Here is a 25,834-nt window from a genome sequence, read left to right as displayed (position 1 = left end):
TATGAGAAAGTCCTTACTCAGCCTGGCCCTGGCGACCGCCGCGCTGTCCGGCTGTTCGCTGATCCCGGACTACCAGCGCCCCGAGGCGCCGGTAGCCCAGGCCTACCCCCAGGGCCCGGCCTATGCCGGCGCCCAGGGCGGCGGCGCGACCGCCGCCGCCGACCTCGACTGGCAGAGCTTCTTCAGCGACCCGCAACTGCGCCGCCTGGTCGAAGTGGCCCTGGACAACAACCGCGACCTGCGCGTCGCCGCGCTGAACGTCGAGGCCTACCAGGCGCAGTACCGCATCCAGCGCGCCGAGCTGTTCCCGGCGGTAAGCGCCGACGTTAGCGGCTCGCGCCAGCGCCTGCCGGAGCGGGTGTCGACCACCGGCAACGACATGATCAGCAGCCAGTACGGCGCCACCCTGGGCGTCACCGCCTGGGAAGTGGACCTGTTCGGCCGCCTGCGCAGCCTGCGCGATGAGGCCCTCGAGCAGTACCTGGCGACCGAAGAGGCGCGCCGCAGCACCCAGACCGCGCTGGTGGCCAACGTCGCCAACGCCTACCTGACGCTGCGCGCCGACCAGGCCCAGCTGCAGCTGACCCGCGACACCCTGGCCACCTACCAGAAGACCTACGACCTGACCAAGCGCAGCAACGAGGTCGGCGTCGCCTCGGCCCTGGACCTGCGCCAGGCGCAGACCTCGGTGGAAAGCGCGCGGGCGACCCTGGCGCAGTACACCCGCCTGGTGGCCCAGGACCAGAACGCCCTGACCCTGCTGCTGGGCTCCGGCGTGCCGGCCGACCTGCCGCAAGGCATGGACCTGGAGCAGCAGGTGCTGGCCCAGGTGCCGGCGGGCCTGCCCTCGGACCTGCTGCAGCGGCGCCCGGACGTGCTGGAAGCCGAGCACCAGCTCAAGGCGGCCAACGCCAACATAGGCGCGGCGCGGGCGGCCTTCTTCCCGAGCATCAGCCTGACCGCCAACGCCGGCAGCCTGAGCCCGGACCTGTCCGGCCTGTTCGACGCGGGTTCCGGCACCTGGCTGTTCAAGCCGTCCATCAGCCTGCCGATCTTCAATGCCGGCAGCCTGAAGGCCAGCCTGGACCTGGCCAAGGTGCAGAAGAACATCTACGTCGCGCAGTACGAGAAGGCCATCCAGACCGCCTTCTCGGAAGTCGCCGACGGCCTGGCCGCACGGGGCACCTACGGCGAGCAGCTGACCGCCCAGCGCGCCCTGGTCAAGGCCAGCGAGGACTACTACCGCCTGGCCGAGAAGCGCTACCGCACCGGCGTGGACAACTACCTGACCCTGCTCGACGCCCAGCGTTCGCTGTTCAGCGCCCAGCAGCAGTTGATCACCGACCGCCTGAACCAGCTCACCAGCGAGGTGAACCTGTACAAGGCGCTCGGCGGCGGCTGGCAGGAAAGCACCGCGCAGAAGCAGTCGCAGCCACAGTCCAAGGGCTGAGGCCCAGGCCCACGAAAACGCCGCCCCTCGGGGCGGCGTTTTCGTTTGTGGGGCCCGACGATTTTTGTCCTGCAGGCCATGCCGGGGTGCTCTTCGTAGGAGCGGGCCCTGCCCGCGAATCGCGCGCAGGGCGCGCTCCTACAGGGGAATGGCGCGGGTGGGGTTGCGTAGGAGCGGATCTCATCCGCGAATCGCGCTGGGACGTCCGGCTATCGCGGACAAGGTCCGCTACGATCGTGCCTCCCTGGAATTGTAGGAGCGGGCCCTGCCCGCGATTCGCGCGCAGGGCGCGCTCCTACAGGGGAATGGCGTGGGTGGGGTGGCGTAGGCGGATCTCATCCGCGAATCGCGCCGGGACGTTCGGCTATCGCGGACAAATTCCGCTCCTACGACCGCGCTTCCCTGGAATTGTAGGAGCTGGCCCTACCCGCGATTCACGCGCAGGGCGCGCTCCTACAGGGGAATGGCGTGGGTGGGGTTGCGTAGGAGATCTCATCCGCGAATCGCACCGGGACGTCCGGCTATCGCGGACAAGGTCCGCTCCTACGACCGTGCCTCCCTGGAATTGTAGCGGGCCCTGCCCACGATTCGCGCGCAGGGCGCGCTCCTACAGGGGAATGGCGCGGGTGGGGTTGCGTAGGAGCGGATCTCATCCGCGAATCGCGCCGGGACGTCCGGCTATCGCGGACAAGGTCCGCTCCTACGACCGTGCCTCCCTGGAATTGTAGGAGCGGGCCCTGCCCGCGATTCGCGCGCAAGGCGCGCTCCTACAGGGGAATGGCGCGGGTGGGGTTGCGTAGAAGCGGATCTCATCCGCGAATCGCGCCGGGACATCCGGCTATCGCGGACAAGGTCCGCTCCTACGATCGTGCCTCCCGGGAATTGTAGGCGGGCCCTGCCCGCGATTCGCGCGCAGGGCGCGCTCCTACAGGGGAATGGCGTGGGTGGGGTTGCGTCGACATCGTAGGATGGGTTGAGCGGAGCGATCCCCATCGCCATGGTCCGATGGGGATCGCAAGCTCAATCCATCCTGCGAAGAGCGTCCCTGCACGGTTGGCGTACAACCGCGAACGGTTGTACGCCCTACAACGCGGCGCCTTGCCCGGCCGGGCGGATGTCGTGGTCGGCCAGCCAGTCCAGGGCGCATTCGCGCAGGCGTTCGGCCTGGTAGTCGTACCAGGCCTGGAGCAGGTCGGGGTAGCCCATGAGCACGTGGCGGAAGGCCTTGAACGGCTTGCGGCCTTCCAGGGCCGAGGCCATGGCGGCGTAGGCGTGGGGTTCGCCGACCTCGCGGAGGAAGTCGCGCATCAGTTCCAGGGATTCGCGGCTGCTCAGCGGCTCGATCGGCAGTAGGCGCTCCGGGTCCTGCTCCAGCAGGAGCAGCAGGTCCGGGTCGGGGGAGTCGCTCAGCAGCGGCACCACCTGGCCGCTGCCCAGGTCCAGGTAGTGCTCTATGTCGCTGGTGTCGAGGGCGACGGCGAGTTCGTCGAGGTCGATGGTCAGCGGGCGCATGGTCACTCTCCGGTTGGGCGAGAGCCCAGCCTATCCCATGCGCGGCCTTCCTGTCCGCTGCAATCCTGTTACAGGCGGAAGCGCCCGACCTGGCCCTGCAGGTCGCTGCCCAGGCGCGCCAGTTCGTTGCTCGAGGCGGCGGTCTGCTGGCTGGCGGCGGCCGATTGCTCGGCGATGTCGCGGACCTGGCCGACGCTGCGGCTGATCTCGGCGGCGACGCTGCTCTGCTGTTCGGCGGCGGAGGCGATCTGCAGGTTCATGTCCTGGATCTGTGCCACGCTGCGGGCGATGGCGGCCAGCGCGTCGCCGGCGCGGCGCGTCAGCTCGACCGAGTCGCCGGTCAGCTCGCGGCTGTCGTCCATGCACTGCGCGGCATCCTCGGCGCCGCGCTGCAGGGCGGCGATCAGCGCCTCGATCTCGGCGGTGGACTGCTGGGTGCGCTGGGCCAGGGCGCGCACCTCGTCGGCGACCACTGCGAAGCCGCGCCCGGCCTCGCCGGCGCGGGCGGCTTCGATGGCGGCGTTGAGGGCCAGCAGGTTGGTCTGCTCGGCCACCGACTTGATCACGTCGAGCACGCTGCCGATCTTCCCGCTGTCGCCGCGCAGGCGCGCCATGGCCTGGGTGGAGCGTTCCACCTCGGCGGCCAACTGGTCGATGCGGGCGATGGCCTGGCCGACCACCTGCTCGCCGTCGCGGGCCTGGGCGTCGGCCTGGCGGGCGGCGCCGGAAGCTTGCTCGGCGTTGCGCGCCACTTCCTGCACGGTGGCGGCCATTTCCTCGATGGCGCTGGCCACCTGCTCGGTTTCCAGGCGCTGGCTGTCGACGCCGGCGCGGGTCTGCTCGGTGACCGCCGACAGCTCGTCGGCGGCGGTGGCCAACTGGCCGACGCTGCCGCCGATGTGGCCGATCAGCTCGCCCAGGCTGTCGCGCATGCGCAGCATGGTGCGCTGCAACTGGCCCAACTCGTCGCGGCGCTGCAGGTGCAGGTCGCCGCCCAGGTCGCGGGACAGGTCGCCCTGGGCGATGTGCTCGGCCAGTTCGAGGGATTCGTGCAGCGGGCGGACGATCTGGCGGTTGATCGCCCACACCGAGAGGGCGCCGAAGAACAGCGCGAACAGGGTGGTCAGCGCCTGGTGCCATTGCGCCTGGCTGGCCGCCGCGTCGCGCTGCTGCAGCCCTTCTTCGAACAGGGCGCCGCTGGCGCGGAACAGGGCTTCGGCACGGCTGTCGAGGCCGGGGTTGGCCTGGCTGCGCTGTTGTGCGTCGGCGCGCAGCAGGTCGTCGGCGGCCTGGGCGTAGTCGGCAAGGGCCTGGCGCAAGGCGTCGAGACGGGGCCCGGCGAAGCCGTCGCGGGCCAGGCGTTCGCTGCCGGCCTGCAGCTCGCCCAGTACCGAACGCAGGCGCTGGGCCTGTTCCGCGCTGCCTTCGAGCTGGTAGCGCAGGCGCGCCAGTTCCGCCTGGCGGGCGCCGCCGTCGAGCTGGCCGATGTGCGTCAGGCGTTCGCTGTGGGCGCCCTGTTCGTTCAGGCCCTGGATGCCGCCGAGCAGCACCAGCAGGGTCAGCAGCAGGCAGATGCCGAAGCCCACGGTGAGCTTGAGGCTGACGTTCATGCGGCCGAGCTGAAGGACCAGCCAATCGTACATGTCGAATACTCCAGGCAGACGAGGCCGCGGGACGGGCCCGAAGCCGGAAATGCAGGCTGTTTTGTCGTTCTTCTTGTCGTGCAGGCGAGGGACTTTTTCGGGACGCATCTGTGTGCGTCACAGCTTATCGGCGATTTTGTCTGAAACTTCAGTGCCAAATTCGTAATTTTTCGTACGTCGGCAAAGGCCCGCCAGGACGGCGGGCCGGAGGGGGAGGGCTCAGAGGCGGAAACGGCCGACCAGGCCTTGCAGCTCGGTGCCCAGGCGCGCCAGCTCGACGCTGGAGGCGGCGGTCTCCTCGCTGGCGGCGGCGGTCTGCTCGGAGATGTCGCGCACGCTGAGCACGCTGCGGTTGATCTCCTCGGCCACCGCGCTCTGCTGTTCGGCGGCGGCGGCGATCTGCTGGTTCATCGACTGGATGCCGGAGACGGTGCGGGTGATGGCCTCCAGCCGCTCGCCGGCGCGGCGCGCCAGTTCCAGGGTGTTGTCGGTGAGCGCGCGGCTGCTCTCCATGCGCTGCACGGCCTGCTGGGTGCCGCTGTGCAGGCCGGCGATCAGTTCCTCGATCTCCTCGGTGGACTGCTGGGTGCGCCGGGCCAGGGCGCGCACTTCGTCGGCGACCACGGCGAAGCCGCGCCCGGCGTCGCCGGCGCGGGCCGCCTCGATGGCGGCATTGAGGGCCAGCAGGTTGGTCTGCTCGGCCACCGCTTTGATCACGTCGAGCACGCTGCCGATCTTCTCGCTCTCGCGCTTGAGCTGCTGCACCGCTTCGTTGGAGCGGCCCACCTCGCCGGCCAGGCGGTCCATCTGCCCGACCGCCTCACTGACCGCCTGGGCGCCGGCGCCGGCCTCGCGGTCCGCGGCGCTGGCGGCTTCCGAGGCTTCCTCGGCGTTGCGCGCCACTTCCAGCACGGTAGTGGCCATCTCGGTCATGGCCGTGGCCACCTGGTCGGTCTCGCTCTTCTGGTTGTTCACCCCGGCGCTGGTCTGCTCGGTGACCGCCGAGAGTTCCTCGGCGGCGCTGGCGATCTGGGTGACGCCGTCGTGGATGCGGCCGATCAGCTCGCGCAGCGACTGGTTCATGCGCTGCATGCTGGCCTGCAGCTGGCCCAGCTCGTCGCGGCGCTCGACGCGCAGTTCCTGGCTGAGGTCGCCGTCGGCGATGCGCGCGGCGGCGGCCAGCGACTGGCGCAGCGGCAGGACGATCTGCCGGGTGATCAGCCAGGCCGCCAGCACGCCCAGCACCAGGACCAGCAGCGAGGCCAGGGCCAGCAACTGCTTGGCGTGGCTGGCGTCTTCATTGCGCTTGGCGGTCTGGCCGTCGCTCAGTTCAACGCTGAGTTTCTCGATCAGCAGGCCGCTGTCGCGCATCTGGTCGCGCGCCTGCTGGCTGTTGTTGACTTCGTTGCGGTAGCGGTCCAGCGCCTTGCGGTAGTCGCGCAGGGCGTTCACCACGGCCTGGTAGTTGGCCTGCTGCTCCGGCACGGCGGCCTGGGCGCGTTGTTCCACGGTGGCGGTGACCTGCTCCAGGGCGCTGATCGCGCCCTGTTCGAGGCTGGGGTCTTCGTTGGCGGTGTAGCTGAGCACCTGGAAGCGGGCGTCCATCAGCTGGCGGCCCAGCTCGGAGACGTCGGCGATGGCCTTGAGGGAGTCGACGCTGCCGCTCTCCACCAGGTGCTGCTCCACCAGCTCCAGCCCCTGGGTGACCACCGAGGCCTTGCGGATCAGCGTCTTGCGCGCGCTGTCGCGGCTGTCGAAGGACTTCCGCAGGCCCTTGAACAGGGTGCGGTACTGGCTGGTGAGCTGGCGTTGCTGCTCGACCTTCTCCAGGTCCGAGGGCACGACGAGCAACTGGCCGACGCGCTGTTGCTGCCGGTCCAGCTCGTTGATGCTCTGTTCCACCAGCTTGGCGTCTTCCGCGGTGCGGCTGGACTGGTATTTCAGGCGGGTGGTGCGCAGGTCCTTGGTCATGGCGAGCAGCTTGGAGATTTCGCCGATCTTGTCGCCCCGGGATATCAGGCTGTTCAGGTTGAGCGCGCCGGTCAGCGCGATGAGCAGGGTGAGCAGCAGCACCAGGCCGAAGCCGATGGCGAGTTTCCAGTTGACCGTGAGATTGCTGAACCAGCGGGACATGAACGCGGCGCTCCAGGGGACGATGGGGCTGCGGCTGCCGCGGGGGCGGCCGCCGATTGACCAATGCCTGTCATATCGGCGAGGCGACACGAATCTGAAATTTCTTTAGTAAATTTCTGACCGACGATTCCCGGTGGGGGCTGCCGAGAGGGTTCGGGTCAGAACAGCCGGGCCAGCAGGGCGGTGACCGCGGTTTCCACGCGCAGGATGCGCTCGCCCAGTTGCACCGGGGCCAGCCCGGCCTCGCGCAGCTTCTCGACTTCGTAGGGAATCCAGCCGCCCTCGGGGCCAATGGCCAGGGTCACGGCCTGCTCGACCGCGCGCGGGCAGTCCGGCCAGGGCCCGGGATGGCCGATCAGCCCCAGGCTGCCGGCGGCCAGGGCCGGCAGGCGGTCCTCGACGAAGGGCTTGAAGCGCTTTTCGATGGTCACTTCCGGTAGCACGGTGTCGCGGGCCTGCTCCAGGCCCAGGACCAGCTGTTCGCGGATGGCCGCGGGTTCCAGGAAGGGCGTCTGCCAGAAGCTCTTCTCCACCCGGTAGCTGTTCAGCAGCACCAGGCGCGGCACGCCCATGGCGGCCACGATCTGCAGCACGCGGCGGAGCATCTTCGGCCGCGGCAGGGCCAGCAGCAGGGTCAGCGGCAGCTTGGCCGGCGGCGCCTGGGTGAAGCTCACCTGCAGCTGCGCCTCGTCGCGGGAAAGGCTCAGCAGGCGGCCTTCGCCCATCAGCCCGCCCAGGCGGCCGACGCGCAGGCTGTCGCCGCTTTCGGCGCGGTGCACTTCGTGCAGGTGGGTGAGGCGGCGGTCGCGCAGCAATACGCGGTCCGCCGCGACGAAGTCGGCGTCGTCCAGCAGCAGCAGGTTCACGGGCGCGTCGCTGGCGGCTGGTCGCCTTTCTCTTCGGGCTGCTCGTCCTCGTCGCGGTTGCGCTTGCGGATCAGCCGGCTGAACAGCACGCCGGCCTCGAACAGCATCCACATGGGCACGGCCAGCAGCGTCTGCGACATCGGGTCCGGCGGGGTGAGGACCATGCCAACCACGAAGCAGCCGATGATGACGTAGGGGCGGATTTTCTTCAGGTAGGCCACGTCGACCACCCCGATCCACACCAGCAGCACCGTGGCCACGGGGATTTCGAAGGCCACGCCGAAGGCGAACAGCAGGGTGAGGAAGTCCAGGTAGCTGTTGATGTCGGTCATCGGCGTCACCCCTTCCGGGGCCTGGCCGAGGAAGAAGTGGAACATCAACGGGAACACCAGGAAGTAGGCGAAGGCCATGCCGGTGTAGAACAGCACCACGCTGGAGGCCAGCAGCGGCAGGGCCACGCGCTTCTCGTGCTTGTACAGGCCGGGGGCGATGAAGCCCCAGATCTGCGCCAGGATCACCGGCATGGCCAGCAGCACGGCGACGATCATGGTCAGCTTCAGCGGCGCGAGGAAGGCCGAGGCCGGGTCGATGGCGATCATGGTCGCGCCTTCCGGGAGGAAGCGGCGCAGCGGCGCGGAGGCCAGGGCGTAGATCTTCTGCGAGAAGTACAGCAGGCCGATGAAGATCACGAAGATCGCCACCACGCAGCGCAGCAGGCGTGTGCGCAGCTCGGTCAGGTGCGAGACCAGGGGCATTTCCTGGTCGTTTTCGGGCTGTTCGGGTTTTTCGTCGCTCATGGGGTACGCGGCGTCTCGGACGGAGGGGCGGCGGCCGGCGCGGCCGGGGCCTCGGGCGCTGCTGGCGCGGCGGGTGCCTCGGGTGCGGCCGGGATACCGACGCCGGGCATGTTGGCCAGGCGGCTGTTCGGGGCGATGGTCGGCGGCGCAGACGGTGCCGTGGGCTCGGCCTGCGCGGCGGTTTCGGCCGGCTGCTGCTGGCCGGTGAGCGGCGCCATCAGCTTCTGCGCTTCACGCTCCATCTGCAGGATGTGCTCGTTGTGCAGTTGCCGGCGGATTTCGTCGGCGCCCAGCTCGCGCTCCACTTCCTGCTTGATGGCGTTGAAGCTGCGTTTCAGCCGGCCGATCCACAGGCCCGCGGTGCGCGCGGCGCCGGGCAGGCGCTCGGGGCCGAGCACCAGCAGGGCGACCAGGCCCACCAGCAGCAGTTCGCTGAAGCTGATTCCGAACATGGCGTTCTTCCCATCAGTCCTTGCGCTGCGGCTCTTCGACCTTCTGCGCCTGGGCGTCGATGGTGTGCGGCTGGTTCAGCGGCGGGTTGGCCGGCGGCTGCTGCTGGGGCTTCTCGTCCTCTTCGGTGTTCATCGCCTTGCGGAAGCCCTTGACCGCCTCGCCGACGTCCGAGCCCAGGGTCTTCAGGCGCTTGGTGCCGAATACCAGCACCACCACGATCAGGATGACGACCCAGTGTTTCCAGTCAAAGATGCCCATCTTGTTCTCCTCGAAGTAATCGGGTTCAGGCCGACGGCTGGCGCGCAGCTTTCTCGTCGTGGCCGGAGAGGCCGAAACGGCGCTCCAGCTCGTCCAGCACCGCCTGGGGATGCTGGCCGAGGGCGGCGAGCATGACCAGGGAATGGAACCAGAGGTCGGCGGTTTCGTAGATCAGGTCCGTGCAGTCGCCGCTCTGCGCGGCGTCCTTGGCGGCGAGGATGGTTTCCACCGATTCCTCTCCGACCTTTTCCAGGATCTTGTTCAGTCCCTTGTGGTACAGGCTGGCCACGTAGGAGCTTTCGGGGGCGGCGTTCTTGCGCCCCTCCAGCACCTCGGCCAGGCGCGCGAGGGTGTTGTCACTCATGGCTGTGCCCCGGCTTGTCGTAGATGGCGTGCGGGTCCTTGAGCACCGCGTCGACGACCTTCCAGCCGCCGTCCTGGTAGACCCGGTAGAAGCAGCTTTCGCGGCCGGTGTGGCAGGCGATGCCGCCGACCTGCTCGACCATCAGGATGACGACGTCGGCGTCGCAGTCCAGGCGCAGTTCGTGCAGCTTCTGTACGTGGCCGGACTCCTCGCCCTTGCGCCAGAGCTTGCCGCGCGAGCGCGACCAGTAGATGGCGCGGCCCTCGGCGGCGGTCAGGGCCAGGGACTCGCGGTTCATCCAGGCCATCATCAGCACGCGGCCCGTCTTGTGGTCCTGGGCGATCGCCGGCACCAGGCCGTCGGCGTTCCAGTGAATTTCGTCCAGCCAGTCTTTCATCTTCGCTTCCGTACAGCGGGCGTTCTCACGCCCCGCGGCAGTTTCGGTGATTCCCAAGTGTGCCAGCAGTGGCGACGACTGGCTATCGGCGCAGAATCAGATACAGACCACCGGCCAGCATGGCCCACGCCGGCCAGGCCTCGATACTGTGGGTGGCCAGGCCGATCTGGGTGGCGCCGGCCACCAGCACTGCGCCGATCAGTCGCGGCACCCAGGCGCCGGCCAGGGGCTGGGCGCCGGTCGCTTGCGGCTCCCGGGGCTGTGCCAGGCGCTCCAGGGTGTCGCGGGTCATCTGCGCCAGGTGCGGCAGTTGCTCGACGTGCTGCTGGGCGTTGCGCAGCAGCTGGGCGGGGCTCATGCGCTCGCGCATCCAGCGTTCCAGGTAGGGCTGGGCGGTGCTCCACAGGTCCAGCTCGGGGTAGAGCTGGCGGCCCAGGCCCTCGATGTTCAGCAGGGTCTTCTGCAGCAGCACCAGTTGCGGCTGCACTTCCATGTTGAAGCGCCGCGCGGTCTGGAACAGGCGCAGCAGCACCTGGCCGAAGGAGATGTCCTTGAGCGGCTTCTCGAAGATCGGCTCGCACACCGTGCGGATCGCCGCCTCGAAGTCGTTGACGCGGGTTTCCGCCGGCACCCAGCCGGAGTCGATGTGCAACTGGGCGACCTTGCGGTAGTCGCGCTTGAAGAAGGCGATCAGGTTGCGCGCCAGGTAGTCCTGGTCCTCGTCGGTGAGGCTGCCGACGATGCCGCAGTCCACCGCGATGTACTGCGGGCTCCAGGGCGTGCGGGTGCTGACGAAGATGTTGCCCGGGTGCATGTCGGCGTGGAAGAAGCTGTCGCGGAACACTTGGGTGAAGAAGATTTCCACGCCGCGCTCGGCCAGGGCCTTGAAGTCGGTGCGCTGGTCGCGCAGGGTGTCCAGGTCGGTGACCGGGATGCCGTAGATGCGCTCCATCACCAGCACCTTGGGCCGGCACCAGTCCCAGTACACCTGGGGCACGTAGAGCAGCGGCGAGCCGTCGAAGTTGCGCCGCAGCTGGCTGGAGTTGGCCGCCTCGCGCAGCAGGTCGAGTTCGTCGTAGATGGTCTTCTCGTAGTCGCTGACCACCTCCACCGGGTGCAGGCGGCGGGCGTCGGCGGAGACGCGCTCGGCCAGGCGGGCGAGGATGAACAGCCAGGACATGTCGGCGCGGATCACCGGCTTGAGGCCCGGGCGGATCACCTTGACCACCACTTCCTCGCCGCTTTTCAGCTGCGCAGCGTGGACCTGAGCTACCGAGGCCGAGGCCAGCGGCTCGCGCTCGAAGCGGGCAAAGACCTGCTCGACCTTCGCCCCCAACTGCTCCTCGATCAGCGCCACCGAGGCGTCCGGCGGGAACGGCGGGACCTTGTCCTGCAGGCGCGCCAGCTCATTGGCGATGTCGTCGGGCAAGAGGTCGCGGCGGGTGGAGAGGATCTGCCCGAACTTGATGAAGATCGGCCCCAGGCCTTCCAGGGCCAGGCGGATGCGCTCGCCGCGGCTCAGTTCCAGCTTGCGCCGCGGCAGCCAGCGCCAGGGCAGCAGGCCGCCGAGCAGGCGCAGGTACCAGGGCAGCATCGGCAGTTCGAGGATGAGGTCGTCGAGGCGGTAGCGGATCACCACGCTCTGGATGCGCAGCAGGCGGCGGAAGGCGAGCAGCTTCATGCGTCGGGTTTCAGCTTCTTGGACAAGCGCGCCAGGCGCGCGTCGAGGCGGTCGAGGGCGATCTTCAACTGGTCGAGTTCGGCGAAGCGCGCTTCGGCCTCGTTGCGCCCGACCAGGGTGCGGCTTTCCTCGGCGAGGTAGTCGGCCAGGCTCAGGCGCAGGCTTTCCAGGCTGTCGCCGGCCCAGCGCGCGCCGCCGCGCAGGCGGCTGCCGAGCAGGTGCGCGGGCAGCGGGCCGAGCCAGCGCTGCACTTCGTATTCCCAGTCCAGCTCCAGGCTCTGGAGGATGTCGGCCAGCTCCAGGAGCAGGGCGCTATCGCCGCCCATCTCCACTTCCGGGCTGTGCAGCACGCTGGTCTTGTCGGCCGCCAGGGCCAGCTGCAGCAGGCGCCCGGCCGGGGCGCGCAGGGTGCAGTCGACCGCGGCCTCGTGGTGCGCGGCCAGGTGCAGGCCGTCGGCGTCGGGGAGGATGAACAGGCGCAGCAGCGGCGCCTGGCAATCCACTTCCAGGACCCGCCCGGCGAGCCGGGCGAGACGCTGCAGGGCCACGCCGTCCAGGCGCAGCACGCGGTTCACGCCGGCTTCGGCGCTGGCCAGCAGCGCCTGGGTCAGGAGCGCCATCTCAGGGCTTGATGCCGCGGTGCAGGGCGACCACGCCGCCGGTCATGTTGTGGTAGGTGACGCGGTCGAAACCGGCCTCGACCATCATCGACTTCAGGGTTTCCTGGTCCGGGTGCATGCGGATCGACTCGGCCAGGTAGCGGTAGCTCTCGGCGTCGTTGGTGACCAGCTTGCCCATCAGCGGCAGCAGGGTGAAGGAATAGGCGTCGTAGGCCTTGGACAGCAGGCTGCTGGTGGGCTTGGAGAATTCCAGCACCAGCAGGCGCCCGCCCGGCTTGAGCACCCGCAGCATGGAGCGGATGGCGGCGTCCTTGTGGGTGACGTTGCGCAGGCCGAAGGCGATGCTCACGCAGTCGAAGTGGTTGTCCGGGAAGGGCAGCTTCTCGGCGTCGGCCTGGACGAACTTGACGTTGCCGGCCACGCCGCTGTCCAGCAGCTTGTCGCGGCCGACCTTGAGCATGGAGGCGTTGATGTCCGCCAGCACCACCTCGCCGGTGGGGCCGACCAGGCGCGAGAACTGGCGGGTCAGGTCGCCGGTGCCTCCGGCGATGTCGAGTACGCGGTTGCCGGCGCGCACGCCGGACAGCTCGATGGTGAAGCGCTTCCACAGGCGGTGGATGCCACCGGACATCAGGTCGTTCATCAGGTCGTACTTGGCGGCGACCGAGTGGAACACCTCGGCGACCTTCTCGGCCTTCTCGCTCTCGCGCACGGTCTTGTAGCCGAAGTGCGTGGTGGGGTCGGCGGGGCCCTGGTCCCCGGCGGGTTTGCGCGGCTCGCTCATGGCGTTTCTACCCTGGAAGTCAGTGGCGGGCATTCTAACAGGATGTGGGAAAAACGCCGCCCCGTGGCGCGGGGTGCGGCGAAACGTCGTGCGGCGTATCATCCACCGGTCTGTCATTCCGGAGTCGCCCATGTCCCGCATCCACGTCGAACGTCCCCATTGCCTCGGCCGCGAAGCCGCCCGCGAGAAGGCCCAGAAGCTGGCCGAGAAGCTCGCCCGCGAGCACGGCGTGAGCTACGAGTGGCAGGGCGACGTGCTGACCTTCAAGCGCAGTGGCGTGGACGGGCGCATCGAGGTGGGCGAGGACCGCGTGGCGGTGGAGGTCAAGCTGGGCCTGCTGCTGTCGGCCATGGGCGGGATGCTCAAGGGCGAGATCGAGCGCGCGCTGGACAAGGCGCTGGCCTGAGGCCGAGCACCTTGTCCGGCGCTCCGCACCGGCTGGTATGTGTTTTCTAATTTTCCCCGATACCTTGCACTCAAGCTCGCAACGCTGCGGGCCTCTACGGACCCCCGAGAACAGTGTGAGGAAACCACCATGGCCAAGGTCGCCAGCAAGAAGAAAGTCGAGAAAGCCGTCAGCGAGTCGTCCCTGATCACCGACGTCAAGCACTACGCCCGCCAGATCTGGCTGGCCGGCCTGGGCGCCTATGCGCGCGTCGGCGCCGAGGGCACCGAGTACTTCAAGTCGCTGGTGAAGGAAGGCGAAGGCCTGGAAACCAAGGGCCGCCAGCTGGTGACCGAGCAGGTCGAGTCGGCCAACGACAGCGTCAAGAGCAGCGTCTGGCTGGTGAAGGACAAGTTCGAGGTGCAGCTGGACAAGGTCGAGAAGGCTTTCGACAGCCGCGTGGCCTCCGCGCTGAACCGCATGGGCATTCCGTCGCGGCAGGATGTCGAGGCGCTCTCTGCTAAGCTTGACGAGCTGAGCGCGGTGCTCGAGCGTGTCGCGAAAACTCATTGAGGAGAGCGGGATGGCTGGCAAGAAAACTACCGATAAAAAAGAGTCCAGTTGGGTCGGCGAGATCGAGAAATACTCGCGGCAAATCTGGTTGGCTGGTCTGGGGGCCTACTCGAAGGTCAGCAAGGACGGCAGCAAGCTGTTCGAGACCCTGGTCAAGGATGGCGAGAAGGCCGAGAAGCAGGCCCGGACCGAAGTCGATAAATCCGTCGGCGCGGTGAAGTCCACCGCCCGTTCGGCGCGTTCCAAGGTCGACGAAGTGAAGGACCGCGCCCTGGGCAAGTGGGGTGAGCTGGAAGAGGCGTTCGACAAGCGCCTGAACAGCGCCATCTCGCGCCTGGGCGTGCCGAGCCGCAACGAGGTGAAGGACCTGCATGCGAAGGTCGAGACCCTGACCAGGCAGATCGAGAAACTCACCGGCGTCAGCGTCAAGTCGGTGGCCAAGCCCGCCGCCAAGGCCGCTGCCAAACCTGCGGCCAAGGCTGCAGCGAAGCCCGCAGCCAAGCCGGCCGCCAAGACCGCGGCGGCCAAGCCCGCTGCCAAGGCTGCTGCGAAACCGGCTGCGGCCAAGGCAGCGGCGAAGCCTGCAGCCAAGCCGGCCGCCAAGCCTGCTGCTGCGAAGGCCGCGGCGAAACCGGCCGCCAAACCGGCTGCCGCCAAGCCTGCGGCGAAACCGGCTGCTGCGAAACCGGCAGCCAAGCCTGCCGCTGCCAAGCCTGCCGCAGCGAAGAAGCCGGCGGTGAAGAAGCCTGCGGCGCCCAAGGCGGCCAAGCCTGCTGCAGCGGCCACGCCGGCCGCGGCTCCGGCTCCGGCGGCCACCCCGGCGCCGGCTGCGGCAGCTCCGGTCGCTCCGGTAGCGGCTCCGGCCACGCCGCCGACCCAGGCCTGACGCGTTACCCGTGGTACCCGACGCCCGGCCTCGTGCCGGGCGTCTTCATTTCAGGCGTTCAGGTAGCGCTGCGCCAAGCGCTCGGCGGCGAGCCGCGAGTCGCCGCGCAGGTGCGGCGCCACCAGCATCATCACCTGGTAGACCACCAGGCGTATCTCGCCTTCGCGGCCGAGGATGCGCTGGTAGTCCAGGGAGAACAGCAGGGTCAGGGTGATCTGCTCCACCAGTTGGCCGAGGGCGTCGGTGTCGCTGGTCAGCTCGCCGTCGGCCTTGAGCCGGGCGAGCAGGGCGGCCAGGGTGCGCTTGAGCGCGTTGAGCCAGTTGCGCATGCCGCGGGCCAGCTTGGGCAGGCGTCCGGCTAGGTTGGAGAGGTCCTGGAAGAGGAAGCGGTAGTGCGCCAGGCGCTCGACGATCAGGTGCAGGAACAGCCAGTAGTCCTCGGCGCCCAGGCGCGCATCGGCGGGCGGGTCGAGCAGCGGCTGCAACTCCTCCTCGAAACGGGCGAACAGGCCCAGCACCAGCGGCTCCTTGCCGTGGAAGTGGTAGTACAGGTTGCCGGGGCTGATACCCAGCTCGGTGGCGATCTCCAGGGTGGAGACGTTGGGTTCGCCCTGCTCGTTGAACAACAGCAGGGCGCATTCGAGGATGCGGTCGCGGGTTTTCATCCGTGTGCTGGTTCCGGCTTCGGGAGGCTCGACGATAGCCGGGGCGGGGCGCGCCGGCCAGTCCCTCGAAAGCGTGAGGGGGTGGGTTTTCTGCGACCGTGCTGCCCTGAAGTCGTAGGGCGCATAACCGTTCGCGGTTATCCGCCGATGCGCCGGGGCCACAGCCAACGCCCAGGTCAACCCCGGAGCCGCCGGAAACCAAGGCCAAACGGCGGATAACGCCGTAGGCGTTATGCGCCCTACGTCAGACCTGTCCGGTACAGCTCCGTCGAGACTCACCGCTCGTGCACGTAAGTCCCCGGCGCCGCTTCCATTGGCGGGTGCTCGGCGTTGCCCAGTTCGAAGCTCACCGGCCGGCGTTCGCCCGAGCGCTCCTGGATCCACGCCAGCCACACCGGCCACCAGCTGCCTTCCTGGCGCTGGGTGTCGTAGTACCAGGCGCGCGGGTCGGAGGCGAGCTTGCCGTTCTCGAAGTAGCAGGCCTTGGGGTTGCCCGGCGGGTTGAGGATGCTCTGGATGTGCCCGCTGTTGGACAGCACGAAGCGGCTGTCGCCGCCCAGCAGCAGGGCCGAGCGGTAGACCGCGTCCCAGGGGGTGATGTGGTCGGTGATGCCGGCGACGTGGAAGTTGTCCACCGCCACCTTCTTCAGGTCGATGGGCGTGCCGCAGATTTCCATGGCGCCGGGCCGGGCCAGCGGGTTGTGCTTGAAGAAGTCGAGGAAGTCGCCGTGCAGCGCCGCCGGCAGGCGGGTGTTGTCGTTGTTCCAGTAGAGGATGTCGAAGGCCGGCGGCAGCTTGCCCAGCAGGTAGTTGTTGACCCAGTAGTTCCACACCAGGTCGTTGGGGCGCATCCAGGCGAACACCTTGGCCATGTCCTTGCCCTCTAGCACGCCGTGCTGGTAGGAGCGGCGCTTGGTGCTTTCCAGCGTCTGCTCGTCGGCGAACAGCGCCGCCGGGGTTTCCACCTGGCTGTCCAGCAGGCTCACCAGGTAGGTGGCGCTGGCGATCTTGCGCAGTTGCCGGCGCGCCTGCAGGTGGCCCTGCAGCGCGGCGATGGTCAGGCCGCCGGAGCAGGCGCCCATCAGGTTGACGCTGCGGCTGCCGCTGATCGAGCGGACCACCTCGATGGCCTCGTCCAGGGCCTTCACGTAGGTCGACAGGCCCCACTCGCGGTGGCGCGCATCGGGGTTGCGCCAACTGACCATGAACAGCTGCAGGTTGTTCTTCAGAGCGTACTGGACGAAGCTCTTTTCCGGGCTCAGGTCGAAGATGTAGTACTTGTTGATCTGCGGCGGGACGATCAGCAGCGGCTTGGCGTGCAGGTGCTCGCCCAGGGGCTTGTACTGGATGAGTTCGAGCATCTCGCTGCGGAACACCACCGCGCCCGGGGTGGTGGCCAGGTTGCGGCCGACCTCGAAGGCGTGCTTGTTGACCTGGCTGGGCATGCCGCCGTTGTGCAGCAGGTCGTCGAGCATCTGGCGGCCGCCCTTGAGCAGGCTCTGCCCGCCGGTGTTGAACAGCTCCTTGACCGCCAGCGGGTTGATCAGGCTGTTGGTCGGCGCCATGGCGTCGGCGAACAGCGACAGCAGGAAGCGCGCGCGGGCGCGGTCGTCGCCGTCCAGGTCGCTCTCGTCGATCCACGCCAGCAGTTGCTGCTGCCAGGCCAGGTAGGCCTGCAGGGTGCGCCGGTAGAAGGGGTTGAGGCGCCAGGACGGGTCCTGGAAGCGGGTGTCCTGGGGGTTGGGCTGCAACGGCGAGTCACCCAGCAGCACGTGGCCCATCTGCTTGCCGAAGGCCGCCAGGTGGCGGGCGCTGTGCAGCGGCCGGCGCACGCCCTGGACGGCGAGCTGGCGCAGGGTGGACAGCATGTCCTTGCCGCGCAGGCCGACCATGGCGCTCTGGGCGTTCATGAAGTCGGCGGGGGCCGGCAGCCTGCCGGTGCTGGAGTTCTCTCGCATGTGCAGCTCTCCCTGGGAAAAGAACCGTCGTCAGTCGGGCGCAGCAAGGCCCGTACCAGAATCGGCGCAGGTGCGTTCCTGACGCACGCAAGGGCTGAAGCATAGGCACGAATCGGCGCGCCTGCCGGTCACCGACGATGAACGTGCACTGTTACGAGGCGATGATCGAGGCCGGGGGTCAGCCGGCCTTGGGGGCGAACGGGCGCGGGTGCATGACCGCGCGCTGCCGTTCCTCGGCGAGGAACTTCATGATGATCGGCGCCACCGTCTCGGCGCGGGTCACCAGGAACAGGTGGCCATCGTCGATCACGTGCAGCTCCGCGTTGGGGATGCGCCAGGCCAGCAGGCGCATGTTCACCAGCGGGATGATCGGGTCGTCGTCGCCGGCCAGCACCAGGGTCGGCTGCTGGATGCGGTGCAGCCAGTGGATGCTGGTCCAGCCCAGGCCGGCGAACAGCTGCCAGTAGTAGCCCAGCTTGCCCGAGGAGCGCACCTTGGCGGCGAAGGCCATGGCCAGCCGGGGATCGCGGCGGAAGGCCCCGCCGTAGATGTCCGGGGCGATGTGCGCGCCATAGGACGGCTGGATGTAGCGCCGCGGGCTGGCCATGCGCCAGAGCACCTTGGGCTTGCCCGGGACCATCACCGCCCCGGCGGCGGTGGCCGCCAGGATCAGCTTCTTGCAGCGCTCGGGGTAGTCATGGGCGAACTGCTGGGCCAGGGCCCCGCCCCAGGACACGCCGATGGCGGTGACCTGCCCGTAGTCCAGGTAGTCGAGCATGCGCGCGGCCAGCTTGGCCAGGCCGGGGAAGCGGTAGGGCGTGCTCGGCGTGGACGAGCCGCCGACGCCGGGCACGTCGAAGGCGATCACCTCCAGGTCCGGGTCCAGCGCGGCGACGAAGGGGAACACCAGCTCCAGGTTGGCGCCGATGCCGTTGAAGATCAGCAGCGGCGTCATGTGTCCCTTGCCCGGGCGCACGGCGGTGCGGATGGTCTGCCCGTCGAGGTCGATGGTGCGGAACACGAAGGGCTGCGGCGCGAGCACGCGCGCCCGCGTCTCGGCCGGCTGCTGCGGCTCGGCCGCCTTGGCGGCGGGGCGCGCCTTGCGCTGGCGCGTGGCCTGCGGCGCCGGCTCGGGCTGGGCCGGCGCGTCCTGCTGCGCGGTGGCGTCGGGTAGGTTTTCTGTCTTCATCGTTCGTGTACGTAGGTGCCGGGGGATGCTTCGCCAGCCGGGTGGGCCTTGTTGCCCAGGGCGGTCGGCGCCTTTTTCAGCTTGCCCGCGCGCTCGGCCAGCCACTGTTGCCAGTGCAGCCACCAGGAGTCGGCGTGCTTGCTCGAGTTTTCCTGCCAGGTCTTCGGATCGACGGTCAGGTCCGGGCCGGTCATGAAGCGGGCCTTGGGGTTGCCCGGCGGGTTGAGGATGCTCTGGATGTGCCCGCTGTTGGAAAGGATGAACTCGCACTTGCCGCCGAGCAGGCGCGCCGAGCGGTAGCAGGCTTCCCAGGGGGTGATGTGGTCGCTGAGGCCGGCCACGCAGTAGAAGTCGCAGGTGACCTGCCTGAGGTCGATGGGCGTGCCGCCCACTTCCAGGGCGCCGGGGCGGGTCAGCGGGTTGCTCTTGAACATCTCCACCAGCTCGCCGTGCAGCGCGGCCGGCAGGCGCGTGGTGTCGTTGTTCCAGAACAGGATGTCGAAGGCCGGCGGCTCGTTGCCCAGCAGGTAGTTGTTGACCCAGTAGTTCCAGATCAGGTCGTTGGGGCGCATCCAGGCGAACACCTTGGCCATGTCCTTGCCCTCCAGCACGCCGGACTGGTAGGAACGGCGCTTGGCGGCTTCCAGGGTCTTCTCGTCGGCGAACAGGGCGACGGTGGTGTCCAGCTCGAAGTCCAGCACGCTGACCATCTGGGTGAAGGCGTGCACCTTCTCCTCGCCCAGGGCCGCGTAGTGGCCGAGCAGGGTGACGGTGGTGATGCCGCCGGAGCAGGCGCCGAGCATGTTCAGGTCCTTGCTGCCGGTGATGGCCAGGACCACGTCGATGGCTTCCTTGAGCGCCTCGATGTAGGTGGTCAGGCCCCATTCGCGCTGGGCCTTGGTCGGGTTGCGCCAGCTGATGATGAAGGTCTGCACCTGGTTGCGCAGGCAGAAGCGCGCCAGGCTCTTCTCCGGCGACAGGTCGAAGACGTAGAACTTGTTGATCTGCGGCGGCACCACCAGCAGCGGGCGTTCGTGCACGCTCTCGGTGATCGGGCGGTACTGGATCAGTTCCAGCACGTCGTTGCGGAATACCACCGCGCCCTCGGTCAGGGCCAGGTTCTTGCCCACCTCGAAGGCGTCCATGTTGACCTGGCTGGGCATGCCGCCGTTGTTCACCAGGTCCTTGGCCAGGTGGCTGAGGCCGTCGAGCAGGCTCTTGCCGCCGGTCTCGAAGAAGCGCTTGACCGCGGCCGGGTTGCTCAGGGTGTTGGTCGGCGCCATGGCTTCGGTCATGAGGTTGATGACGAACTGGCCGCGGTTGATGTCCTGGGGCGACAGGTCGCTGTTGCCGATCCACTGCTGCAGCTCCTTGCGCCAGGCCAGGTAGGTTTGCAGGTAGCGGCGGTACAGCGGGTTCTGGCTCCAGGCCGGGTCGTTGAAGCGGCGGTCGTCGTCGGCCGGGCGCAGCTGCGAGGTACCGAGCAGGACATTCTTCAGCTCCAGGCCGAAATGGCCGACGTGCTTGACGCTGTGGAAGGGCTGCCGCAGGGCCTGCAGCAGCACCATGCGGGCAGTGGACAACAAATCCTTGCCGCGAATGCCTATCACCGGGTTGAGGTTCAGGGTGTTTTCCGCGGCTTGCTGGGGCAGATCGTTGTTCTTCTTTTCGGTCATCGGCGACGCTCCATTGTCCTGAGACGAATACTGGCGGGGCTGCACCTAGGTGACGGGCCAAGTACTGCTCGGGTTAGCGGAACGTGGAGCAGGCTCCACGCAGGTCAACACTTGGCGGCATCGCTGGGGTCCTGGGCCCGCGTCTGCAACGGCGTTGCACTGACTTGGTTACCCGAGATTCCCCCGCCGCGCAAGCTGGTGCAGCGTGGTTCCCTGCGCCCGAGTATGTCGCGAAAGATTAGAAAACGCGCCCTAGAGCGCTCGCTCGTCCGCGGCTCGAACACGGGGAACACGCGGTTTCCAGTGTGCAGGGCGAATGTTGCAAATGACGTGCCCTGATCGAGGGCAGGAGGATGGCGAGGCGCCGGCGCCGGGTAAACCGGCGCAAAGGTGGGTTCAGAGCATCAGCCGGACCACCGACTCGTCGGGGTCGCGGGACTTGCCGGCGGCGGCCAGCTCGGCGAGGTATTCGGCCCACAGCTGGTCCTTGCGGGTGCACAGCTGGTAGAGGTAGTCCCAGCTGTACAGGCCGCTGTCGTGGCCGTCGTCGAAGGTCAGCTTGAGCGCGTACTGCCCGGCCGGCTCCAGGCCGATGAGGGCGACGTTCAGCTTGCCGACCTGCAGCACCGGGTTGCCATGGCCCTGCACCTCGGCCGAGGGCGAGTGCACGCGCAGGAACTCGGCGGAGAGGTCATAGGACTGCTCGCCGTACTTCAGCGTGAGGGTGCGCGAGGCCTTGTGCAGCTGGATGGCGGTGGGGATGTGCATGGGAAACTCCGACTAAAGGCTGCTCTTCGTAGGATGGGTTGAGCTTGCGAAACCCATGCGGTTGCGGTGATGGGTATCGCTGCGCTCAACGCCATCCTACGACGGTGAGGGGCATCGGCTTTTCGCTCTTGCCTATAGCCTCCAGCCTATAGCCTCCAGCGGCTGTTAGAGAATATACCGCGACAGATCCTCGTCCTGCGCCAGCTCGCCCAGGTGGCCGTTGACGTAGGCGGCGTCGATCACGATCGGCTTGTCGCTGTGCTCGCTGGCCAGGTCCGCGGCGTCGAAGGAGACTTCCTCCAGCAGGCGTTCCAGCAGCGTGTGCAGGCGGCGGGCGCCGATGTTCTCGGTCTTCTCGTTGACCTGCCAGGCGATCTCCGCCAGGCGCTGGATGCCGTCGTCGGCGAAGGCGATGTCCAGGCCCTCGGTCTTGAGCAGCGCGGTGTACTGCTCGGTGAGCGAGGCGTGCGGCTCGCGCAGGATGCGCTTGAAGTCGTCCGGGGTCAGGGCCTTGAGCTCGACGCGGATCGGCAGGCGGCCCTGTAGCTCCGGCACCAGGTCGCTGGGCTTGGACAGGTGGAAGGCGCCCGAGGCGATGAACAGGATGTGGTCCGTCTTGACCATGCCCAGCTTGGTGTTGACGGTGCAGCCCTCGATCAGCGGCAGCAGGTCGCGCTGCACGCCCTCGCGGGAGACGTCGGCGCCGCCGACGTTGCCGCGCTTGGCGATCTTGTCGATCTCGTCGATGAAGACGATGCCGTTCTGCTCCACGGCTTCCAGGGCGCGGGCCTTGAGGTCTTCCTCGTTGACCAGGCGCTGGGCTTCCTCGTCGCGGATCAGCTTCATGGCCTCGGCGACCTTCAGCTTGCGCGTCTTGCGCTTGCCCTTGCCCATGTTGGAGAACAGGTTCTGCAACTGGTTGGTCATCTCCTCCATGCCGGGCGGTGCCATGATTTCCACGCCGGCCGGGACGTCGGCCACTTCGATGTCGATCTCCTTGTCGTCCAGCTGGCCCTCGCGCAGGCGCTTGCGGAACAGCTGGCGGGTGTTGGAGTCCTCGCGCGCCGGCTCGTCGCCGAAGCCGCCGGTGCGCGCCGGCGGCAGCAGGGCGTCGAGGATGCGTTCCTCGGCGGCGTCCTCGGCGCGGTACTTGACCTTCTGCACTTCCTGCTCGCGGAGCATCTTGATGGCGGCGTCGGCCAGGTCGCGGATGATCGACTCGACGTCGCGGCCAACGTAGCCCACCTCGGTGAACTTGGTCGCTTCCACCTTGATGAACGGGGCGTTGGCCAGCTTGGCCAGGCGCCGGGCGATCTCGGTCTTGCCCACGCCGGTGGGGCCGATCATCAGGATGTTCTTCGGCGTCACCTCGGCGCGCAGCTCGGCCGGCAGCTGCATGCGCCGCCAGCGGTTGCGCAGGGCGATGGCCACGGCGCGCTTGGCGTCGTCCTGGCCGATGATGTGGCGGTTGAGTTCGTGGACGATCTCGCGGGGAGTCATGGACATTTGTTCGGCTACTCCGGAGCGACAGGGCCTCAGACGGCGCTGTCGAGCTCCTCGATGGTGAGGTTCTGGTTGGTGAACACGCAGATGGAGCCGGCGATGTTCAGCGCCGTTTCGGCGATCTCGCGGGCGGACATGGCGTCATCGGCCTTCTGCAGCAGGGCCATGGCCGCGGCCTGGGCGAAGCCGCCGCCGGAGCCCATGGCGATCAGGCCGTGCTCGGGTTCGACCACGTCGCCGTTGCCGGTGATGATCAGCGAGGCGTCTTTGTTGGCCACCGCCAGCATGGCTTCCAGGCGGCTCAGGGAGCGGTCGGTGCGCCAGTCCTTGGCCAGCTCGACGGCGGCGCGGACCAGGTGCCCCTGGTGCTTTTCAAGCTGCTGCTCGAAGCGTTCGAAGAGGGTGAAGGCGTCGGCGGTGGCGCCGGCGAAACCGGCCAGCACCTGGCCGTGGTAGAGGCGGCGGACCTTCTTCGCGTTGCCTTTCATGACGGTGTTGCCAAGGGAAACCTGGCCGTCGCCGCCCATGACGACTTTGCCGTTGCGGCGGACAGAAACGATAGTGGTCAAGGGGGAGTTCTCCACACAGCGGGGCATTGGTGCCCGAATGCGGAGTCATATGGGGATGAAGGACGCGGCCTTCAAGGCAGGGCGACGGACGTGCCTTGAAGGCGGCGTTCTGCGGGCGCCGCGCGAGCCCGGCCAAGGCGGGCCCGCGCGGGGCTTCAGCGGGTCTGGCGCTGCTGTAACAGCAGGTTGCTGAAGCCGTTGGCCGACAGTTGTTTCTGCGCCGCGGAAACCTGCGAGCGGTCGCTGAACGGGCCGACCATCACCCGGTACCAGGTCTCGTCGCGCACCGCGCCGGATTCCACCCGCGCGCTCTGGCCGAGGAGGATCACCTGGGCGCGCACGCGGTCGGCGTCGGCCTGCTTGCGGAACGAACCGGCCTGCAGGAAGAACTGGGTGGCGGCCACCGCTGGCGGGGCGATCGGCTTGCTCGCCGGGGCCGTGGCCGGCGGCGTGGCCTTGGCCTGGGCGGCCGGCTGTTGCGTCGTCGCCGGTTGCTGCGGCGGCGTGGCCGGCTTGACCACCGCCGGCGGCGGCGGAACCTGGCCGTTGAGCGCGGCCTGGGCGCGGGCGGCATCGATCTTCGCCGCTTCCTCCGGGGTGCTGACCACCGTCGGCGTCTGCGGCTTCTCCGGCACGGCTTCCGGCGGCACCACCACTTCCGAGCCCGGCAGCAGGGTGTAGAAGTCGTACTTGGGCTTCACCGCGATGGCCGCCGGCGGCTGCGCCGGCGTGGCCGGCTTGGCGCCCTGGGCGATGCCCGGCTTCTGCTGCTCGGGCTTCTCCCGGCGCACGTCGTTGCGGCCCGGTTCCAGCTTCGTCAGGAACATGATGAAGCCGCCGATGGCAAGGCCTGCGACCAGCCACACCCAGCCGGGGACCGAGGTCTTCTTGGCCGGGGCCTGGTAGCGGCTGGCGCCGCGCTTGGGAGCGGGTTTCTTCTTGGCCATGGAGGGTTACATGCGTTCCAGGGTTTCCAGGCCCAGCAGTTCCAGGCCCTGCTTGAGGGTGCGGCCCGTCAGTGCGGCCAGTTTCAGGCGGCTTTCCTGCTGCTCCGGGGTCTGCGCGGCGAGGATCGGGCAGTGCTCGTAGAAGCTGGAGAACAGCCCGGCCAGTTCGTACAGGTAGGCGCAGAGGATGTGCGGCACGCCCTTGAGCGCGACATTGTTGAGCAGGTCGCCGAACTGCGCCAGCTGGGCGGCCAGGGCCTGCTCCTGCGGGGCTTCCAGGACGATCTTGCCGCCGACCTCGTCATAGCCCTTGCCCAGCTTGCGGAAGATGCTGGCCACGCGGGTGTAGGCATAGAGCAGGTAGGGCGCGGTGTTGCCCTCGAAGCTGAGCATCTGCTCGAAGTTGAAGCTGTAGTCGCTGGTGCGGTGCTTCGACAGGTCGGCGTACTTCACCGCGCCGATGCCCACGGCATGGGCGATGTGGCGCAGTTCGTCCTCGCCCAGCTCGGGGTTCTTGGCCTTCACCAGGGTGTAGGCGCGTTCCTCGGCTTCGTCGAGCAGGTCGATCAGCTTCACGGTGCCGCCGTCGCGGGTCTTGAACGGCTTGCCGTCGGCGCCGTTCATGGTGCCGAAGCCCATGTGCTCCAGGTCCATGCCGGCCGGGACGAAGCCGGCGCGGCGCGCCACCTCGAACACCTGCTGGAAGTGCAGGGCCTGGCGCTGGTCGACGAAGTACAGCACGCGGTCGCAGTGCAGCACCTTGTTGCGGTAGCGCATCGCCGCCAGGTCGGTGGTGGCGTACAGGTAGCCGCCGCCGGCCTTCTGCACGATCACCGGCAGCGGGTTGCCCTCGGCGTTCTTGAACTCGTCGAGGAACACGCACAGGGCGCCGTCGTCCTCGGTCAGCAGGCCCTTGGCCTTGAGTTCGTCGACCACGTTGGCGAGGTCGTCGTTGTAGGCGCTCTCGCCCTTGACGTCGGCCATGGTCAGCTTCACGCCCAACTGGTCGTAGACCTTCTGGCAGTGCGACAGGGAGATTTCGTTGAAGCGCGTCCACAGGCGCAGGCACTCGGCATCGCCGGCCTGCAGCTTGACCACCAGTTCGCGGGCGCGGTCGGCGAACTCGGGGGACTCGTCGAAACGCTTCTTGGCGGCGCGGTAGAAGACTTCCAGGTCGTGCAGCTCGGCCTGGGCGTCCACCGGCTGCTCTTCCAGGTAGGCCAGCAGCATGCCGAACTGGGTGCCCCAGTCGCCCACGTGGTTCTGCCGGATCACGGTGTCGCCGAGGAACTCCAGCACCCGGGCCACGGCATCGCCGATGATGGTCGAGCGCAGGTGGCCGACGTGCATCTCCTTGGCCAGGTTCGGCGAGGACAGGTCCACCGCCACGCGCTGCGCCGGGCCGGCCTTGCGCACGCCCAGGCGGTCGTCGTGCAGGGCGGCGTCGAGGCTGGCGGCCAGCCAGGCCTGGTCCTGGAAGAAGTTGAGGAAGCCGGGGCCGGCGATCTCCACCTTGGCCACCTGCGGGTTGGCCGGCAGTGCGGCGACCAGTTGGGTCGCCAGGTCGCGCGGCTTCAGGCCGGCGGGCTTGGCCAGCATCATGGCGATGTTGCTGGCGTAGTCGCCGTGGCTGCGGTCCTTGGTGGTCTCGACCTGGATGTCCGGGCTCAGCCCGGCCGGCAGGGTACCGTCCTCGACGAGGCTGGCGAGGGCGTGCTGGATCAGCTGGCGGATGGTGTCTTTCATGGCGTTTCTCC

At 68.3% G+C, this 25,834-nt stretch carries 25 protein-coding genes and 1 pseudogene; 4 read left to right on the top strand and 22 right to left on the bottom strand.

What is annotated here, in order from left to right; translation table 11 throughout:
• Position 1 precedes the first annotated feature (1 nt).
• Positions 2–1,450 (top strand): AdeC/AdeK/OprM family multidrug efflux complex outer membrane factor, encoded by a 1,449-nt coding sequence (locus tag PM1_RS27920; protein WP_009615282.1) that lies wholly within the window; start codon positions 2–4, stop codon positions 1,448–1,450.
• A 1,083-nt stretch (positions 1,451–2,533) separates the two neighbouring features.
• Here the strand turns inward: PM1_RS27920 and PM1_RS27915 are convergent.
• The 13 genes and pseudogenes from PM1_RS27915 to ubiE all read right to left on the bottom strand — a co-directional run bounded on the left by PM1_RS27915 (position 2,534) and on the right by ubiE (position 12,958).
• The gene (locus PM1_RS27915; protein ID WP_009615389.1) at positions 2,534–2,962 is read right to left on the bottom strand and encodes a UPF0158 family protein; all 429 of its coding nucleotides are present in this window, start codon (positions 2,960–2,962) and stop codon (positions 2,534–2,536) included.
• 68 nt (positions 2,963–3,030) lie between these two features.
• Positions 3,031–4,605: a methyl-accepting chemotaxis protein gene (locus PM1_RS27910; protein WP_009615391.1), complete on the bottom strand. Its 1,575-nt coding sequence runs from the start codon at positions 4,603–4,605 to the stop codon at positions 3,031–3,033.
• 219 nt (positions 4,606–4,824) lie between these two features.
• Positions 4,825–5,688 carry a methyl-accepting chemotaxis protein gene (locus tag PM1_RS31450; RefSeq protein WP_371263863.1) on the bottom strand — a complete coding sequence of 288 codons (864 nt, stop codon included), beginning with the start codon at positions 5,686–5,688 and terminating at the stop codon, positions 4,825–4,827.
• Positions 5,683–6,576: pseudogene (locus PM1_RS31445) on the bottom strand (methyl-accepting chemotaxis protein); the annotation flags it as partial. The gene PM1_RS31450 and the pseudogene PM1_RS31445, both read right to left, overlap by 6 nt.
• Positions 6,577–6,896: 320 nt before the next feature.
• Positions 6,897–7,604, bottom strand: coding sequence for a 16S rRNA (uracil(1498)-N(3))-methyltransferase (locus PM1_RS27900; RefSeq protein WP_009615396.1), 708 nt, complete (start codon positions 7,602–7,604; stop codon positions 6,897–6,899).
• The gene (tatC, locus tag PM1_RS27895) at positions 7,601–8,401 is read right to left on the bottom strand and encodes a twin-arginine translocase subunit TatC (protein WP_009615398.1); all 801 of its coding nucleotides are present in this window, start codon (positions 8,399–8,401) and stop codon (positions 7,601–7,603) included. Before tatC ends, PM1_RS27900 begins: the two co-directional genes overlap by 4 nt.
• On the bottom strand, positions 8,398–8,853 hold the full coding sequence (gene tatB / locus PM1_RS27890) for a Sec-independent protein translocase protein TatB (RefSeq protein ID WP_009615400.1): 456 nt from the start codon (positions 8,851–8,853) through the stop codon (positions 8,398–8,400). The genes tatC and tatB overlap by 4 nt, the downstream gene beginning before the upstream one ends.
• Before the next feature lie 13 nt (positions 8,854–8,866).
• On the bottom strand, positions 8,867–9,112 hold the full coding sequence (locus PM1_RS27885) for a twin-arginine translocase TatA/TatE family subunit (protein ID WP_009615402.1): 246 nt from the start codon (positions 9,110–9,112) through the stop codon (positions 8,867–8,869).
• Positions 9,113–9,137: 25 nt separating this feature from the next.
• Entirely contained in the window at positions 9,138–9,476 is a 339-nt protein-coding gene (locus PM1_RS27880; protein ID WP_009615404.1) for a phosphoribosyl-ATP diphosphatase, read from the bottom strand.
• Positions 9,469–9,873 (bottom strand): phosphoribosyl-AMP cyclohydrolase, encoded by a 405-nt coding sequence (hisI, locus tag PM1_RS27875; protein ID WP_009615405.1) that lies wholly within the window; start codon positions 9,871–9,873, stop codon positions 9,469–9,471. Before hisI ends, PM1_RS27880 begins: the two co-directional genes overlap by 8 nt.
• Positions 9,874–9,955: 82 nt before the next feature.
• Positions 9,956–11,554, bottom strand: coding sequence for a ubiquinone biosynthesis regulatory protein kinase UbiB (gene ubiB, locus PM1_RS27870; protein WP_009615406.1), 1,599 nt, complete (start codon positions 11,552–11,554; stop codon positions 9,956–9,958).
• Positions 11,551–12,174 (bottom strand): ubiquinone biosynthesis accessory factor UbiJ, encoded by a 624-nt coding sequence (locus tag PM1_RS27865; RefSeq protein WP_009615407.1) that lies wholly within the window; start codon positions 12,172–12,174, stop codon positions 11,551–11,553. Before PM1_RS27865 ends, ubiB begins: the two co-directional genes overlap by 4 nt.
• A gap of 1 nt (position 12,175) precedes the next feature.
• A complete protein-coding gene (gene ubiE, locus PM1_RS27860; RefSeq protein ID WP_009615408.1) occupies positions 12,176–12,958 on the bottom strand; it encodes a bifunctional demethylmenaquinone methyltransferase/2-methoxy-6-polyprenyl-1,4-benzoquinol methylase UbiE in 783 nt (260 codons plus the stop codon).
• A 130-nt stretch (positions 12,959–13,088) separates the two neighbouring features.
• On the opposite strand from ubiE, the gene PM1_RS27855 reads away from it, so the two are divergent.
• The 3 genes from PM1_RS27855 (at position 13,089) to PM1_RS27845 (ending at position 14,802) form a co-directional block, all read left to right on the top strand.
• Positions 13,089–13,364, top strand: a complete 276-nt coding sequence (locus PM1_RS27855) for a polyhydroxyalkanoic acid system family protein (RefSeq protein WP_009615409.1) — start codon at positions 13,089–13,091, stop codon at positions 13,362–13,364.
• Positions 13,365–13,493: 129 nt separating this feature from the next.
• Positions 13,494–13,916, top strand: coding sequence for a phasin family protein (locus PM1_RS27850; RefSeq protein ID WP_009615411.1), 423 nt, complete (start codon positions 13,494–13,496; stop codon positions 13,914–13,916).
• 10 nt (positions 13,917–13,926) lie between these two features.
• Positions 13,927–14,802 (top strand): phasin family protein, encoded by an 876-nt coding sequence (locus tag PM1_RS27845; protein WP_009615413.1) that lies wholly within the window; start codon positions 13,927–13,929, stop codon positions 14,800–14,802.
• A gap of 50 nt (positions 14,803–14,852) precedes the next feature.
• Here the strand turns inward: PM1_RS27845 and PM1_RS27840 are convergent, their stop codons facing one another.
• From PM1_RS27840 to argS, 9 genes are all read right to left on the bottom strand, one after another.
• On the bottom strand, positions 14,853–15,467 hold the full coding sequence (locus tag PM1_RS27840) for a TetR/AcrR family transcriptional regulator (RefSeq protein ID WP_009615415.1): 615 nt from the start codon (positions 15,465–15,467) through the stop codon (positions 14,853–14,855).
• A gap of 275 nt (positions 15,468–15,742) precedes the next feature.
• Positions 15,743–17,425, bottom strand: coding sequence for a class II poly(R)-hydroxyalkanoic acid synthase (phaC, locus tag PM1_RS27835; RefSeq protein ID WP_009615417.1), 1,683 nt, complete (start codon positions 17,423–17,425; stop codon positions 15,743–15,745).
• A 178-nt stretch (positions 17,426–17,603) separates the two neighbouring features.
• On the bottom strand, positions 17,604–18,614 hold the full coding sequence (phaZ, locus tag PM1_RS27830; RefSeq protein WP_009615419.1) for a poly(3-hydroxyalkanoate) depolymerase: 1,011 nt from the start codon (positions 18,612–18,614) through the stop codon (positions 17,604–17,606).
• Positions 18,611–20,290, bottom strand: a complete 1,680-nt coding sequence (gene phaC / locus PM1_RS27825; RefSeq protein ID WP_009615421.1) for a class II poly(R)-hydroxyalkanoic acid synthase — start codon at positions 20,288–20,290, stop codon at positions 18,611–18,613. The genes phaZ and phaC (PM1_RS27825) overlap by 4 nt, the downstream gene beginning before the upstream one ends.
• Positions 20,291–20,686: 396 nt before the next feature.
• A complete protein-coding gene (locus tag PM1_RS27820) occupies positions 20,687–21,058 on the bottom strand; it encodes a gamma-butyrobetaine hydroxylase-like domain-containing protein (protein WP_009615423.1) in 372 nt (123 codons plus the stop codon).
• 165 nt (positions 21,059–21,223) lie between these two features.
• Positions 21,224–22,564: an ATP-dependent protease ATPase subunit HslU gene (hslU, locus tag PM1_RS27815; protein ID WP_009615425.1), complete on the bottom strand. Its 1,341-nt coding sequence runs from the start codon at positions 22,562–22,564 to the stop codon at positions 21,224–21,226.
• A 29-nt stretch (positions 22,565–22,593) separates the two neighbouring features.
• The gene (gene hslV, locus PM1_RS27810; protein WP_024128800.1) at positions 22,594–23,130 is read right to left on the bottom strand and encodes an ATP-dependent protease subunit HslV; all 537 of its coding nucleotides are present in this window, start codon (positions 23,128–23,130) and stop codon (positions 22,594–22,596) included.
• A gap of 155 nt (positions 23,131–23,285) precedes the next feature.
• Positions 23,286–24,077 carry an SPOR domain-containing protein gene (locus tag PM1_RS27805; protein WP_009615429.1) on the bottom strand — a complete coding sequence of 264 codons (792 nt, stop codon included), beginning with the start codon at positions 24,075–24,077 and terminating at the stop codon, positions 23,286–23,288.
• Between the two features lie 6 nt (positions 24,078–24,083).
• Positions 24,084–25,823, bottom strand: a complete 1,740-nt coding sequence (gene argS, locus PM1_RS27800) for an arginine--tRNA ligase (RefSeq protein WP_009615430.1) — start codon at positions 25,821–25,823, stop codon at positions 24,084–24,086.
• Positions 25,824–25,834 lie beyond the last annotated feature (11 nt).

It is taken from the genome of Pseudomonas sp. M1 (assembly GCF_022760135.1).
GTDB lineage: Bacteria > Pseudomonadota > Gammaproteobacteria > Pseudomonadales > Pseudomonadaceae > Pseudomonas > Pseudomonas citronellolis.
Note: the sequence above shows the minus strand (reverse complement) of the source record. Positions and strands in the feature narration are given on the sequence as shown.